The organism is Saccharothrix variisporea, assembly GCF_003634995.1.
In the GTDB taxonomy this organism is placed as follows: Bacteria; Actinomycetota; Actinomycetes; order Mycobacteriales; family Pseudonocardiaceae; genus Actinosynnema; species Actinosynnema variisporeum.
The window spans coordinates 6,536,054-6,550,218 of record NZ_RBXR01000001.1 but is presented as its reverse complement, the minus strand read 5'-3'; the positions used below and the strand labels follow the sequence as shown (position 1 = coordinate 6,550,218).

The window sequence follows — 14,165 nt, the reverse complement described above, 5'->3', positions numbered from 1 at the left end:
TGACGGTGATCCGACACGGTGTCCCTACACTGGCCCGCGGCATGGGCGTATGACGACGGACCTGAGGCGGACATGACCAGCGGCAAGAAGACTAAGGCCGCGCGCTCCAGCGTGGCGGCGGCGCGGTCCTCGGTGGTGGCGAAGAAGCCGAAGCCGTGGGGCACCATCATCGCGGTGATCGCCGTGTTGGCGCTGGCGGGCACCGTGTTCGGGTATGCCTACGCGCAGATCTCCGAGAAGAACGCCCAGGAGGCCGCACTGGCCAAGTGGCAGCCCTCGGAGGAGAACAAGGACCCGTCCGACCAGATCCAGGGCGTGGTGAAGAAGGAGTACCCGGCCGGCAAGCACGTGCAGCCGACGCAGCGGGTGGCCTACGACCAGTCCCCGCCCTTCGGTGGTCCGCACGACGGTGCGTGGGCGAACTGCACCGGCGTCGTGTACGCGAAGCCCGTGCGCACGGAGAACATGGTCCACGCGCTGGAGCACGGCGCGGTCTGGATCGCCTACAACCCCGACCAGGTGACTGGCGAGAAGCTGGACAAGCTCAAGGCCAAGGCGGACGGCCAGCAGTACACGATGCTGTCGCCGTACCCGGGTCTGGACAAGCCGGTGTCGCTCCAGTCGTGGGGCCACCAGCTCAAGGTCGAGAGCGTGGACGACGAGCGCGTCGACCAGTTCATCAAGTCGCTGCGCCGCAACCAGTACACCTACCCGGAGATCGGCGCGGCCTGCGACTCGCCGACCTTCGACGTCGACAACCCGCCGCCGTTCGTGGCGGAGAAGCCGGGCGCCGACGCGGTCCCGATGGACGGCGGCACGGCCGACCCGACCGAGAACCCGACGGCCGCTCCCACCACGCAGCCGAGCAGCTGACGTTGAGCACTCCGGACCAGCGCCCCAGCACCGCCACCAGGACCCTAGTTGCCACGGTGGCGGTGCTGGCGGTGCTGCTCCTGGGTGCCGCGGTGGGCCTGCTCATCCAGCTGCCGGGCAAGGACGACGCGTCCGTCCCGGCGAAGGACTCGGTGGACGTGGGCTTCTCGCAGGACATGGCGGTGCACCACATCCAGGGCATCAGCATGGCCAACGCGGCGAGGGACAAGACAACGAACCCGGCCATCCGCCAGCTGGCGTTCGACATCGAGTCCACCCAGCTGGAGCAGGTCGGCCGCATGAAGGGCTGGCTCACCCTGTGGGGCGCGCCCGAGCAGTCCCCGGACGGCACCCACATGAAGTGGATGGCCACCGCGACCCACCACGAGGCGGGGACCTCGGGCGGCACGACCGGGTTGATGCCCGGCATGGCGTCGTCGGAGGAGCTGGCCAAGCTCCGGTCCCTGTCGGGCACGGAGTTCGACGTCTACTTCCTCCAACTCATGCTCCGCCACCACCAGGGCGGCGCCCCGATGGCCCAGTACGCGGCGACCCACGCCGGCCAGAACGCGGTACGCACCCTCGCGGACAACATGCTGAAGTCGCAGTCCAGCGAGAGCGAATACATGAAGCAACTCCTGACCGAACGCGGCGCCGCTCCCCTCCAGTAGCCCGCCACCGGCCCGGTCTCACCCCTCCCGCACGCCGCCACACTCCCCCGCACGCCGCCCCAGCCCTCCCACCGCCGCCCCATCCCTCCCGCACGCCGCCTCAGCCCTCCCGCCACGCTGCGCCCGCCTTCTGCGCACAGCGCGTGCCCTGCGCTCCCACACCCTCAGGCACGCCCGCGTGCTTTTCGATGGGCTGCCGCGCGGCACCCCCCTGCTTGGGCTTCTTGCTTGTGTCATCCCCGTATGGCCTGCCCGAAGGGCTACCACATTTTCCGGGGGTTGCGGCCGAAAGTTTTTGCGAGGAACGAGCAAAAAGTTTTAGCGGCAACCCCCGGAAAATGTGGTAGGCTCCGCCAGGCCATACGGGGATGGCACAAGCAAGAAGCCCCCGCCCTTTCTCTTGTGTCCATCCTTGGCGGCCTGCCCGCCGGCGAGGCTCTTTTCGCTTTTCTCTCTTCGCTTTCAAGATCTTCAAGCAGAACGCTTCGCTCTCAAGCCGAACGCGCTGCGCGCTCTCAAGATCAAAAGCCGGCTGGGGAGACCACCGATGGGGGGTGAAGGGCGTCGGTTCCCCCACCGCATGGCCTGGCGGAGCCAACCACATTTTCCAGGGGTTGCCGCTAAAACTTTTGCTCGTTCCTCGCAAAACTTTCGGCTGCAACCCCTGGAAAATGTGGTAGCCCTTCGGGCAGGCCATACGGTGGGGGAACCGAGGCCCTCCACTTGTGGCGCGACCACCGCGCGCTGCGCGCGCCGAAAAGCATGCGCTTCGCGCGGACGGCTTGGCGAGCGGTGTGCGGGGTGTGTGCGGCTAATTCAGGCTGTTTGCCCAGATGGCGACGGCGGCGTGGTAGTCCGGGGCGTTGGGGGCGTAGTTGAACGAGTGCCCGTACCCCCGGAGCACATACGTGTCCAATCGCACCCCATCCGCGTAGTAGTGCGCCTCCGACGCCTTCAAAGCCTCCGGCGATGAACAATCCGACCCCAGCGGCGGCCCGCAGAAGTGCTCGTCCCCGTCCGCCATCACCAGCATGACCGGCGCACGGATCGCCAACGCCGCCGGCAGCACGTAGTTGTTCAGCACGATCGTGTCCACCGGCTCCGCCACCGACACGACCGACTTCGTGCGCTCGTCGTCCGCGATCAAATCCTCCTGGACCACCCCCGGCGCGTGGAACGACGAATACCGCGTCCCCGGTGAAGTCGTCAGGTACCCGGGATCCAAGCCCGCGAACTGCGGCTCCAGCGTGGCCGGGATCAGGGAGGCGAACACCGGCACGGCGCTCACCACGTCCAGCCGGGGCGTGAACCCGGTCAGCAACACCCCGGCGACATCGCGGTACCGACCCGCCTCCAGGATCGAGATCGCCGACCCCAGCGAGTGCCCACCGATCACCACCCGGTCGAACCGGCCCCGCACCCGCTGCACCACCCCGTGCACGGCGTCGGCCTCGGTCACGGTCGACACCAGCGCGCTCAGCGGCTTGGAGCTGCGGCCGGTGCCCAGGCGGTCCACCGTCAGGGTCGCGAGGCCGGCCTGGTTCATGGAGCGGCGGAACGAGTTCTCGGGACGGGTGTCGATGTCCCAGTAGTGGCTGGTGTAGGTGGAACCGGGTACGAGGACCATCACGGTCCGTGCGCCCTCGGGGGTGCACAGCCGGCCGTACACGGTCTGCGGCAGCAGCAGGATGCTCACCGGCACGTACACGTCCTCGCACGACACCGGGGCCGCCTGGGCGGTACCGGGGACGGTCAAGACGCCTGTCGCCAACAGCACCGCCGCGCACAGCCGGCGGAAACGGGACCAACTCACGCGAGAAGAACCTCTCTGCACAAGGATCAGGACCTCGGCACCACCGTCAGCAGCAGCCCACTCGGGTAGGGGGCGGTGGTGTACTTCGTGCGCACCGGTTTGCCGGGCACCGGGCGCAGGCGGTACTTCGACGCGACAGTGGCCAGGACGACCACGGCCTCGTTCAGCGCGAAGGCGTTGCCCACGCACTGCCGCGTCCCCGCCCCGAACGGGATGTACGCACCGCGGGGCACCGAGGCCGCGCGCGACGGTTCCCAGCGGTCGGGGTCGAAGCGGTCCGGGTCGGGGAACGTGCGCGGGTCGTGGTGCAGGGCGTGCGGGCTGATGATCACTTCCGAGCCGGCCGGCACCTCGAAGCCGTCGAAGTCCACCGGCTCCAGGGTCCGGCGCATCAGGATCCAGATCGGGTACCTGCGCAGGACCTCCTGCACGACCTGCCTGGTGTAGGTCAGCTTCGGCAGGTCGTCGAAGGTCACCGGGCGGCCCGCGAGCACTTCGTCGACCTCGGCGTGTAATCGTTCCTCGACGTCGGGGTGCCGGGACAGCTCGTGGAACGCCCAGGCCAGCGCCAGCGCGGTGGTCTCGATCCCGGCCGACAGCAGGCCGACCACCTCGTCGAACACCTGCCGGTCGGACATGCCCTCGCCGGTGTCCTCGTCGTGCGCCTGCAACAGGATGGACAGCAGGTCCCCGCGGTCCACGCCCTCCGCGCGCCGGCGTGCGACGACCTCGCCCACGACGGCCTGGATGCGCCCGATGGCCCGGTGGAACCGCCGGTTGGGCGGGGTCGGGACCTTCGCCAGCGCGCCGGGCAACAACGCCATCAGCATGCCGTACTTGGTCACCTCGAACATCGACCGGCGGATCTCCTCGATCGCGCGCGGCTCGATCTCGGTGGTGAACAGGGCCTCGCCGACGATGGTCACCGCGAGCGCCTGCATGTCGTCCTCGACCACCCGGACCTCGCCGGGCCGCCACGCGCCGACCGCCCGGCCCGCCGCGTCGGCCATGATCGCGGTGTAGCCGGCCAGGCGGTCGCGGTGGAAGGCGGGCTGGACCATGCGGCGCTGCCTGCGGTGGAAGGCGCCGTCGGACAGGATCAGGCCGTTGCCCAGGAACGGTTCGAACCGCTCGAACATGATGCCCTTGCGGAATCGCGGGCCGTCCGTGACCAACACCTGGTGGGTGAATCGAGGACTGGTCACGAAATAGGTGGGCAATGGACCCAGGTCGACTTCGACGATCTCCGCCCGTTCCCGCAACCGTGCGGTGTAGCGGTGTCGGCCACGCAGCATGGGCAGCGTGTGCCCGAGGAAAGGCAGCCGTCCGGGGGCCACCGGGACGCGCATCGTCGCTCCTCGCCGAGGACAATGGGGGCAATTTCGGGACGCACCACCATAGGCGTCGTTCAGCGGATGCGCACAGTGCCCGATCGGGTGGGCCGGGGTCACACCGATGGCCCAATCGCACTCGACCGGGCGATCGCTAAACTCGTCACCCCACTACTCGAAGAGGGTGTTCACCGGTGGTCAGACCGGATTGGGTCCCGCAGAGCGTGGACGTTTCCGTGCCGAGCATCGCCCGCGCGTACGACTTCATGCTCGGTGGGGCGCACAACTTCGCCGTCGACCGCGAGATCGCGCTCAAGATCGACAAGATGATGCCCGGCCTGCGCAGCGGCACCCGCGTCAACCGGGCGTTCCTCGGCCGCGTGGTGCGGTTCATGGTCGACCAGGGGGTCCGGCAGTTCCTCGACATCGGCTCGGGCATCCCGACCGTGGCCAACGTGCACGAGGTGGCGCAGGACGCCGACCCGACCTGCCGGGTGGTCTACGTCGACCGCGACCCGATCGCCGTGGCGCACAGCGAGCTGATGCTGGCCGACAACGACCGGGCCGAGATCGTCGCCGCCGATCTCCGGGACGTCGACGGCGTCCTCGGCAGCCCGGAAGCCCAGCGCCTGCTGGACTTCTCGCAGCCGGTGGGCATGTTGATGCTGTTGCTGCTGCACTGGGTGCCCGACGAGTGGAAGCCGCGCGAACTGCTGGCCCGGTACGTGGACGCGCTGCCGTCGGGCAGCTTCCTCGCGATCAGCCACGTCAGCGCCGACACCATGGGCGACCCCCTCTACCGCGCCGCCGAGGTGATCAACAGCAGCGGCAGCGCCGACCAGCTGACCATCCGCACGCACGGCGAGGTCCTGGAACTGCTCGACGGCTACGAGCTGCTCGACCCCGGCCTGGTCGGGTGCGCCGAGTGGCGGCCGACCGGACCCGGTGACATCAGCGACCGGCACGAGATCAACATGCTGCTCTACGGGGCCGTGTGCCGAAAACCGTGAGCATTCCGCACATTGTGACGTTGGGTGACCACAACAATGGGGACGGACCGGAATCGCATAAACTGCGACGCAACCCGAAGCCAGAGCAGGGCCACGCCGAATGCCTCGACCAGAACGCGGACCTGAACGCGGACCACACCACGCCGCCGAGCACCCGTCGCCACCGGATCCCACCCCCGACCCGGCCCGCGCACGGGGGCTTTTGGCGCGCAAGTGGGCATATCTGCTGAGCACCTCCGTCGTCGTCCAGCACACCAAATCCGAACTGGACGCCGAATTGTCACAACAGCTGGACCGCATTTGCGCACTGCTGCTCGCGGAACCCTTCGACCCGGCACCGCTGGAAGAACTCGGCGAACAGTTCGTGTCCCTCGGCTACATGACCGAGGACGGATTGCGCTGCACCACCGAAGTCCTCGGCCGGGGCCTGCTCGCACTGCCCGACTTCCAGCCGACCGACCGCTGGGCCGACCGGGTCGCGGTGGGTCTGGGCGCGTTCGCCACCGGGTTCGCCGCGGCGAGCAGGCGGTCGGTGTTCGACCAGCAGGAGGCGCTGCGGCTGTCGCTGCTCAAGGCGGTGCGCGATGCGAAGTGGCGGCTGCGGGAGAGCGAGGCCCGGTTCGACGAGGTCGTGACCTCGTCCTCCAGCGGCGTGCTGATCGTGGACCTGGACGGCACGCTGGTGCGCGCGAACGCCGCCGTCGGCGAGATCCTCGGCTACACGCCCGCCGAGCTGGCCGAGCTGACCCTGTTCGACCTGGTCGACACCGAGTCCGCGGACGCGCTGCGGAAGACCATGGACGAGCTGCTGCTGGGCGGCCCGGACCGGATCCGGCAGTCGCACCGGCTGCTGCGCAAGAACGGCGACGTCGCCCGCATCACGCTCACCACCTCCCTGCTGCCCGGCGAGGAACCCGGCACCGGCCACTTCGTGACCGTGGTCGAGGACGGCACCGAGCTGATGCTGCTGCAGGGCGAGCTGAACCGGCAGGCGCTGCACGACGTCCTGACCGGCCTGCCGAACCGGCAGTTCTTCACCACCCACCTGGAGGCGGCGCTGCGGCGCGCGGACCCCGTGCACGGCGTCACGCTGCTGCACCTGGACATCGACGCGTTCGGCATGGTCGTCAACAGCCTGGGCAGCCGGGCCGGGGAACGCCTGCTCGTGCACGTCGCCCAGCGGCTGAGAGCCGTGGTCGCGCGGGAGAGGGCGATGGTCGCGCGGTTCGAGGGCGACGAGTTCGGCATCCTCGTGGAGAACACCGCGAGCACGCCGGAGGTGGCGTGGATCGTCGCCGCCATCAACGCCGAGCTGGCCGAGCCGCTGTTCGTGGAGGGGCACGGCATCGCGGTGTCGGCGAGCACCGGCGTGGTGGTCCGGCCGCCGCACGACACCGAGCCCGCCGAGCTGCTGCGGTCGGCCGACCAGGCGCTGCGCCGGGCCAAGGCGGGCCGGCGCGGGCAGTGGGAGCTGTTCCACCCGGCGCGCGACCTGGCGGACCGGCGGGCGCAGGCGCTGGCCGTGGGGATGCCGGGCGCGTGGGAGCAGGGCGAGATCTCCGTGCGGTACCGGCCGGTGGTGGCGCTGTCCGACGGGGTCGGGGCCGGTGAGGACTCGGGCGGGTCCGGTGGGGTCGTGGGCCTGGACGCGTTGCTGCGCTGGGACCGGGAGCAGCCGCTGGAGCACGACCTGTGCGTGGAGCTGGCCGAGCAGACCGGTCTGGTGCTGGCGCTGGGCGAGTGGGTCCTGCGGACCGCCGCCGACCAGGCCCGGTGGTGGCGGGACGCGGTGCTGGCGGTGAGCCTCACCGCCGTGCAGTCCGCCGACGCGGACCTGGAGGCGCGGGTCGTGCGGGTGCTGGAGGACACCGGGCTGCGGCCGGACCGGCTCGTGGTCGGGATGCCGGTGGGCGTGCTGTCGGTGTCCGAAGCCGCCGAGAACCTGACCGTGCTGGCCGACATGGGCGTGGGCACCGCGCTGCACGACTTCGCGCTGGGCCCGGACGACCTGGCGGCGGCCGAGGCGTTGGGCGTGCGGCGGGTCCGAGTGGCGCGGCGGTTGGTGGACCGGCGGACGTCCTACGTCGCCGCTCTGGTGGCCGCGGTGCGGGAGGTCGGCGCGGTCGTGGAGGTCGATGGGGTGCGCACGGACGAGCAGGCGCGGTGGTGGCGGTCGGCCGGCGCGTTCGCCGGGTGCGGCCCGCACTTCGGCGCGGCGGTGACGGCGGCGGAGGCGGTGTCGCACTTCCGGTAAAGCCGTTGCGGGGCTTGCTAACGTGCGCGGTATGACGTTCTTCTTCCTCCGCTGAAGCGACCGCCGGCGGGACGAGGGCACGCGGTCCCCTCGCCGGCGATGCGGGGCGGCAACGACACCGCCCCGGGTCGCGACGTGGGAGAAGATCTGCGGTGATCTTCCTTGGGCCGGCGTGCGCCGGTGGTGGAACGCGTCCTGGCACTTCGTTGCGGACGTGAGGGCCGTGCGCCTGCTGGCGCGCACGGTACGGGGTTTGGAGTCGGTGGCGGCGCAGGAGATCTCGGGTGCAGGGGTCGGAGGCGGCGGCGTGGGCGTAGGCGGTCGGGCGGCCGGAGGCGGCGGCGCGGGCGTAGGCGGTTGGGCGGCCGGAGGCGGCGGTGCCGGCGGGAGCGGCGGCGGTGCTGGCGGCAGCGGCCGCGGTGCTGGCGGCGGTCGGGCGGCTGGAGGCGGCGGTGCTGGCGGGAGCGGCGGCGGTGCCGGCGGCGGTCGGGCGGCTGGAGGCGGCGGTGCCGGCGGCAGCGGCGGTGCGGGTGGAGGCGGCGGCGCGGTCGGGGTCGTCGAGGCGGTCGGGCATCGGGAGGTGTGGTTCTCGGCTGTGCCTGGGCCGGCGGTGCTCGGGTTGCGGTGTGTGGACGACGTGTTCCTGGTGGCGGGCGAGGTGTCCGGGATCGGGCGGGCGCGGGCGGACTTGCGGCGGCTGTCCGAGGTGGACGGGCGTGAGGTGGTGCGGCTGCGGGAGGCTTGGGGGTTCTCCGGGGCGTCCACTGTGGATGTCTCGGCGTCGTTCCTGGGGCGGCGGAACTTCACGCGGTACGACGTGGAGGACGCGGTCGGGGTGGCGTTGGCGGCCCAGCTCGGGATGACCTACTGCTCGCGGCGGGACGGGAAGGTGCCGCCGGCGGGTGGGTTGTCGTGGCGGGTGACCGTGGTGGATGACCGGGCCGTGGTGGCGTTGCGGGTCGCCGAGCGGCCCCTGCACCGGAGGGGTTATCGCCGGGTGTCGCGGCCGGGGGCGCTGCACCCGCCGGTGGCTGCGGCGATGGTGCGGCTGGCCGGGGCGGGTGCGCGGTTGCTGGACCCGTTCTGCGGCACGGGGACGATCGCGATCGAGGCGGCGAGTGCGCGATCGATCGAGGCGCGATCGATCGCGGCGGGAACGATCGGATCGCGGACGATAGTTTCCGATGTGAGCGGTTCGGTGCCGCGGGTGCTGGGGGTGGATGTCGACTCGGCCGCCATCGCCGCTGCGGTTGCCAACACGCCGTTGCCTGGGTCGGTCGCGTGGGTTGTGGGGGATGCGGGGCGGTTGCCGGTGGCGAGTGGGTCGGTGGACGTGGTGGTCGGTAATCCCCCGTGGGGGCGCCAAGTCGCGATCGGCGGCGCTGGAGGGGCAGGCCGCACTGGAGGGGCAGGCCGCACTGGAGGGGCAGGCGGCGCAGGAGGGGCCGGCGGCGCAAGAAGAGCAGGGGGCGCAGGTGGGGCTGGCGGCGCAGGAGGGGCGGTTGGGTGGTTTTGGCGGGAGGTTCGGCGGGTGCTGGTGCCGGGTGGGCGGGCGGTGTTGTTGGTGCACGACGCTGACCTGCGTGGGTTGCCCGTGGTGGATCGGCGGCCGATCGGGTTGGCCGGGGCGCGGCCGGAGGTCGTCACGCTCGTGGCGGACGGGTGACGTTGCCGCCGGCCCTGGTTGGGGTGGTCCAGGCGGTCTACCGTGGCCGGATGAGCGACCCGGTGCTGGAACTGCAGCGTGCCGAGGTGCTGGAGGACGTGCACCGCATCCTCCGCACCGCGGCACGAAGGCTCACCCGCGCCGACGGCGCGACCTTCGTCCTCCTCGACGGCGACCGCTGCTACTACGCCGACGAGGACTCCATGAGCCCCCTGTGGAAGGGCCAGCGGTTCCCCGCTTCGTCGTGCATCAGCGGCTGGGCCATGCACCACCGGGCAACCGTCGCGATCCGGGACATCCGCGTGGACCCGCGCATCCCGCAGGAGGCCTACCGGCCGACGTTCGTGCGCAGCCTGGTGGTCACCCCGATCCTGGACCCGGAAGCGATCGGGGCGCTCGGCGCGTACTGGGCCACCCTCCACACCGCCACCCCGGCCGAGGTGTCCGCGCTGGAGGACCTGGCCGCCGCTGCCGCCCCCGCCCTGGCCCGGTTCCCCGAGGGCATCCCCTCCCGCGACTTCACCACCTGACCGACGTGGTTCGATCCGTGCGCAGCGGGTAGTCGTCCGGGGTGGACGACTACCTCGGCATCTACCTCCGGGACCAACTCGCGCTCGGCGTGGGCTGGCGCGAGCTGGCGCGGCGGTCGTGGCGCAACAACCGGGGTACCGCGTTGGGCGAAGCGTTGGCCGAGGTCGCGGAGGGGATCGCGCAGGACGTCGAGACCTTCCGCTCGATCATGGGACGCCTGGGCGTGCGGACCGACCCCGTGCGCACGACGCTCGCGGTCGTCGGCGAGCGGCTCGGGCGGTTCAAGCCCAACGGCAGGCTCCTGACCTACTCGCCGTTGAGCCGGTTCCTGGAGCTGGAGGCCCTGACCATGGGCATCGACCGCAAGAAGCAGCTCTGGCACACCCTGGCCGACCTCGCCGACCTGCGCACCCGCCTGCCGGACGTCGACTTCGACGAGCTCGTCGCCCGGGCGGAACGGCAGCGGCAGCGCCTGGAGCCGTTCCGGCGGCAGGTGGGTGCGCGGACCTTCACAGCAGAGCAGCCGCGAGGGTGACCGCCGGCGGCAGGAACTGGCCGAGAGCGCCGGTCCAGCCGGTGCCGCGCGGCCGGCCCAGGGCCAGGGCGTCGGACACCGCCAGCACGATGCCGGCCAGCGCCATGAACGCGCACGTGTAGAGCACGAGCGTGCGGCCCGCGGTCTCGGCGCCGGTGTGCAGCAGGACCAGGCCGAGGATCGTCCCGCCGCCCAGGAACAGGTTGTAGAAGCCGACGTTGAACGACCACAGCCGGATCGCCGGCAGGTCCTTCGTCGCGAGCTTGAAGACGCCCCGGTGGACGGCGGGCCGGTCCATCAGGAACGACTCGAACACCCACACCACCACGTGCACCAGGCCCGCCACCCCGGCGGCGACCTGCGCGACGGCGTTCACGACCAGTCCTCGACGGTGACGCCGTGCCGGCCCGCGATCTCCACCAGCGCCCCGGCGGCCTCGGCGAGCGGTGTGCCGGGCGGGACGGTGGCGTCCACGTCGCGGAAGAAGCGGCTCATCCGGTCGGTGGGGCTGATGGCGAGCAGCTTCAGGTACGGGGTGTGGACGGTGAAGGTGTACGGCGTGCCGGGCGGGATGGTGAGGGTGCTGCCCGGTCCGAGGTCGTGGACCTCCCCGTCGACCAGGGTGGCGGCGCGGCCGGACAGCACGTAGAACGTCACGCCCCACGGGGTGGCGTGCGGCGGCACGGTGGGTCCGCGCGGGACGTCCACCTCGAACAGTTCGAAGCCGCCCGTCTCGGTGACGCCGGCTTTGAGGGTGAAGGTCGCGTCCGGCGAGACGAGTTCGACGCCTTCGCCGGCGGCGTTGAGCACAGTGGTCATGCCGTCGAGGGTGGGCGCGGCGGCAGGAGCCCTCCATCCCGGAAATGTGGGATGCCCGGACGGCCCGGGCAGCGCGCATACTCGCTGTCGTGTGGGAAGGCCGGGCACGCTCCGCGCGGCGCGAGGTCGCCGCGCTCGCCTCGGCGGGCCTCGGGGTCGCCGAGCTGCACGCCGCCGCCATCGACCTGGTCGACCGGGTGGTGCCCACCGAGCTGACCTGCTGGGCGTCGCTGGACCCGGACACGGTCGCGATCAGCAGCATGACCAGCGGCGCGACCCGCATCCCGCAGCGCTTCGAACCCCTCCTGGCGACCTTCGAGTACGACGGGCGCCAGCCGCACACGTTCGCCGAGCTGGCCCGGCGGCCGGTGCCCGCGGCGCGGCTGTCCGAGCTGCCCGACCGGGACCGCGCGCGCAGCGGCCGGCTCAACGAGGTGTGGCGGCCGTTGGGGCTCGGGCACGAGCTGCGGGTGGTGTTCCGGGTGGACGGTGCGTGCTGGGGCGCGGCGGGGCTGGTGCGGCAGGGGGAGTTCAGCGACCGGGAGGTCGAGTTCGTGCTGTCGGTCGCGCCGGCGCTGGCGTCGGCGACCCGGTTGGCGGCCCGGTTCGGCGGGACGGGCGGGTCGGCGGGACGGTTCGGCGCGACGGGCGGGGACGAGCCGCCTGGGATCGTCGTGGTGGGCGGGGACGGTCGGGTGCGGGCGATGACCGGTGCGGCGCGGGGGTGGGAGCGGGAGCTGGACGAGATCGCGCCCGGTCGGTTCGCGGTGCTGGTGCGGGCGGCGGTGGTCGGTGCGCGGGCGTCGGCGGCGGGCACGTTCCGGGCGCGGGTGCGGGACGCGGCGGGCGGCTGGGTGCGGCTGTGCGCGGACCGGCTGGTGGGCGACGCGGACGACGACGAGGTGGCGGTGACCGTCGCGCGGGCGTCCGGCGAGGACCTGCTGGCGCTGCGGTGCGCGGCCTACGGGTTGACCGCGCGGGAGCGCGAGGTGTGCGACCAGGTCATCGCCGGGTTGTCCACTGTGGACATCGCGGACCGGCTGGGCATCTCCGCGCACACCGTGCAGGACCACTTGAAATCGGTTTTCGCCAAGCTGGACGTGCGCAGCCGGGGCGGCCTTGTTGCCACTTTGCGGCGGGAACAAGTGGGCGGCTGAAGGTCAAGCGACGATCGACGGGGTCGGATCGGGCGGGGTGTGGGTCATCATGGCGCGGGCTTTGGGCCACTCGCGCTCAGCGCCCACCGGGCTTTGTACCAATCGGTGTGAAGTCCCCACCCCTGCACGGAGGACTCCGCATGTTCGACAACCCCAAGGGGCGCACCCGCAGCGCCCTGCTCACCGGCGCGCTCGCGGTCGGTGCCCTGATCGTCCTCGGGCCGTCGGCCGACGCCGGCGGCGCCGTGGCGCAGCGTTCCGCCGACTGCGTCGCCGAGGGCTTCTCCGCCGCGCGCGGCAAGCCGGGCAGCACCGGCCAGGACCGCAACGAGATCAGCCAGGCCGAGGCCGAGCGCATCAACCGCGACCTGCGCGAGAAGGTCGCGGCGGCGAAGGCGTCCGGCGACCTGACGGCGGCGGCCGGCGGCACGATCCCGGTCGTGTTCCACGTGGTCACCGGCACCGGCGGCGTCGGCAACGTCTCCGACGCCACGATCGCCGAGCAGATCAAGGTGCTCAACGCGGGCTTCGCGGGCGCGGAGGCGCCGGGCGTCGCCGCGAACACCGGCTTCACGTTCGTGCTCCAGCAGACCAAGCGCTGGTCGAACAACACCTGGTTCACCGGCGCGGACCGCGCGCGCGTGGAGAAGCAGATGAAGAGCGCGACCCGCGTGGGCGGCGCGTCGACCCTCAACGTGTGGTCGGTGGACATCGACGGGCTGGGCTACGCGACCTTCCCGAGCTCGTACTCGCGCAGCCCGGAGCTCGACGGCGTGGTGATCGACTGGACCAGCGTGCCCGGCGGTTCCGCGACCAACTTCGACCTGGGCAAGACGCTGACCCACGAGACCGGCCACTGGATGGGCCTGTGGCACACCTTCCAGGGCGGCTGCACCGCGACCAACGACGAGGTCGCCGACACGCCGGCGCAGTCCAGCTCGACGTCGGGCTGCCCGGAGGGCCGCGACTCGTGCTCGCTGCCGGGGCTGGACCCGATCCACAACTACATGGACTACTCCTACGACTCTTGCTACAACCAGTTCACGCCGGGGCAGAACGCCCGCATGCAGGACGCGTGGACGGCGTACCGCGCGGGTAAGTAGCCGGGCTCGGCGTCGGGCTTAAGAGCGTCGCGCTCAAGAGCGAAGGGCTTAAGAGCTAAAAGCGGACGCTCGCCGCTGGGCAGGCCCCCGGGGGTGGAAGGGCGTCGGTTTCCTCCCCCCGTACGGCCTGCCGGAGGCAACCACCCTTGGCCCGTTTCCGCAACCGGAAAAGCTGGTTGCGGAAACGGGCCAAGCGCGGTTGGGCTTCGCCCAGGCCGTACGGGGGGAAGAAACCGAGGCCCTTCCTCTGGGCTCGGCAGCCCAAGCGAAAAAGCAGCGGCGGCGCGCCGGGGTGTGCGGCGCGGGGGCCGACGTGGTGGCGGTTCTGGTCGACTTCGCGCCGAGAAGATCACCCGATGGGCGGAACCGGGCCGGTCTCGGGGGTGGTTGCGGCCGGTTCGA

Annotated in this window: 13 protein-coding genes; 9 read left to right on the top strand and 4 right to left on the bottom strand. The window is 71.6% G+C overall.

The genetic code is table 11. The features are described 5' to 3' along the window. Positions 1-72: 72 nt before the first annotated feature. Both DFJ66_RS29800 and DFJ66_RS29795 read left to right on the top strand, forming a co-directional pair. Positions 73-873, top strand: coding sequence for a thioredoxin-like domain-containing protein (locus DFJ66_RS29800; protein WP_121225983.1), 801 nt, complete (start codon positions 73-75; stop codon positions 871-873). A gap of 2 nt (positions 874-875) precedes the next feature. Further along, complete coding sequence (locus DFJ66_RS29795; RefSeq protein WP_121225981.1) at positions 876-1,544, top strand: DUF305 domain-containing protein; 669 nt, start codon at positions 876-878, stop codon at positions 1,542-1,544. An 811-nt stretch (positions 1,545-2,355) separates the two neighbouring features. Here DFJ66_RS29795 and DFJ66_RS29790 read toward each other — a convergent pair. Both DFJ66_RS29790 and DFJ66_RS29785 read right to left on the bottom strand, forming a co-directional pair. Continuing rightward, positions 2,356-3,357, bottom strand: a complete 1,002-nt coding sequence (locus DFJ66_RS29790) for an alpha/beta fold hydrolase (protein ID WP_246029957.1) — start codon at positions 3,355-3,357, stop codon at positions 2,356-2,358. Between the two features lie 26 nt (positions 3,358-3,383). Next, the gene (locus tag DFJ66_RS29785; protein ID WP_121225979.1) at positions 3,384-4,706 is read right to left on the bottom strand and encodes a cytochrome P450; all 1,323 of its coding nucleotides are present in this window, start codon (positions 4,704-4,706) and stop codon (positions 3,384-3,386) included. 176 nt (positions 4,707-4,882) lie between these two features. Between DFJ66_RS29785 and DFJ66_RS29780 the strand changes: the two genes are divergently transcribed. The 5 genes from DFJ66_RS29780 to DFJ66_RS29755 all read left to right on the top strand — a co-directional run bounded on the left by DFJ66_RS29780 (position 4,883) and on the right by DFJ66_RS29755 (position 10,684). Then, complete coding sequence (locus tag DFJ66_RS29780; protein WP_121225977.1) at positions 4,883-5,698, top strand: SAM-dependent methyltransferase; 816 nt, start codon at positions 4,883-4,885, stop codon at positions 5,696-5,698. Between the two features lie 202 nt (positions 5,699-5,900). Then, a complete protein-coding gene (locus tag DFJ66_RS29775; RefSeq protein ID WP_246029956.1) occupies positions 5,901-7,952 on the top strand; it encodes a putative bifunctional diguanylate cyclase/phosphodiesterase in 2,052 nt (683 codons plus the stop codon). 595 nt (positions 7,953-8,547) lie between these two features. Continuing rightward, positions 8,548-9,618 (top strand): TRM11 family SAM-dependent methyltransferase, encoded by a 1,071-nt coding sequence (locus DFJ66_RS29765; protein ID WP_211351376.1) that lies wholly within the window; start codon positions 8,548-8,550, stop codon positions 9,616-9,618. 50 nt (positions 9,619-9,668) lie between these two features. Then, positions 9,669-10,148 (top strand): GAF domain-containing protein, encoded by a 480-nt coding sequence (locus DFJ66_RS29760; RefSeq protein WP_121231927.1) that lies wholly within the window; start codon positions 9,669-9,671, stop codon positions 10,146-10,148. Between the two features lie 41 nt (positions 10,149-10,189). Continuing rightward, entirely contained in the window at positions 10,190-10,684 is a 495-nt protein-coding gene (locus DFJ66_RS29755) for a hypothetical protein (protein ID WP_121225966.1), read from the top strand. Here the strand turns inward: DFJ66_RS29755 and DFJ66_RS29750 are convergent. After that, positions 10,659-11,060, bottom strand: coding sequence for a DUF1304 domain-containing protein (locus DFJ66_RS29750; protein ID WP_121225964.1), 402 nt, complete (start codon positions 11,058-11,060; stop codon positions 10,659-10,661). The two genes, DFJ66_RS29755 and DFJ66_RS29750, sit on opposite strands and share 26 nt — an antisense overlap. Further along, complete coding sequence (locus DFJ66_RS29745) at positions 11,057-11,503, bottom strand: cupin domain-containing protein (protein WP_121225962.1); 447 nt, start codon at positions 11,501-11,503, stop codon at positions 11,057-11,059. Before DFJ66_RS29745 ends, DFJ66_RS29750 begins: the two co-directional genes overlap by 4 nt. An 89-nt stretch (positions 11,504-11,592) precedes the next feature. On the opposite strand from DFJ66_RS29745, the gene DFJ66_RS29740 reads away from it, so the two are divergent. Both DFJ66_RS29740 and DFJ66_RS29735 read left to right on the top strand, forming a co-directional pair. Next, a complete protein-coding gene (locus DFJ66_RS29740) occupies positions 11,593-12,660 on the top strand; it encodes a helix-turn-helix transcriptional regulator (RefSeq protein WP_121225960.1) in 1,068 nt (355 codons plus the stop codon). A gap of 140 nt (positions 12,661-12,800) precedes the next feature. Further along, positions 12,801-13,763: a zinc metalloprotease gene (locus DFJ66_RS29735; protein WP_121225958.1), complete on the top strand. Its 963-nt coding sequence runs from the start codon at positions 12,801-12,803 to the stop codon at positions 13,761-13,763. Positions 13,764-14,165 lie beyond the last annotated feature (402 nt).

Coding starts and splice junctions, on each gene's coding strand:
- DFJ66_RS29735 (WP_121225958.1), top strand. CDS start 12,801: ATGTTCGACAACCCCAAGGGGCGCACCCGCAGCGCCCTGCTCACCGGC.
- DFJ66_RS29745 (WP_121225962.1), bottom strand. CDS start 11,503: ATGACCACTGTGCTCAACGCCGCCGGCGAAGGCGTCGAACTCGTCTCG.
- DFJ66_RS29800 (WP_121225983.1), top strand. CDS start 73: ATGACCAGCGGCAAGAAGACTAAGGCCGCGCGCTCCAGCGTGGCGGCG.
- DFJ66_RS29760 (WP_121231927.1), top strand. CDS start 9,669: ATGAGCGACCCGGTGCTGGAACTGCAGCGTGCCGAGGTGCTGGAGGAC.
- DFJ66_RS29785 (WP_121225979.1), bottom strand. CDS start 4,706: ATGCGCGTCCCGGTGGCCCCCGGACGGCTGCCTTTCCTCGGGCACACG.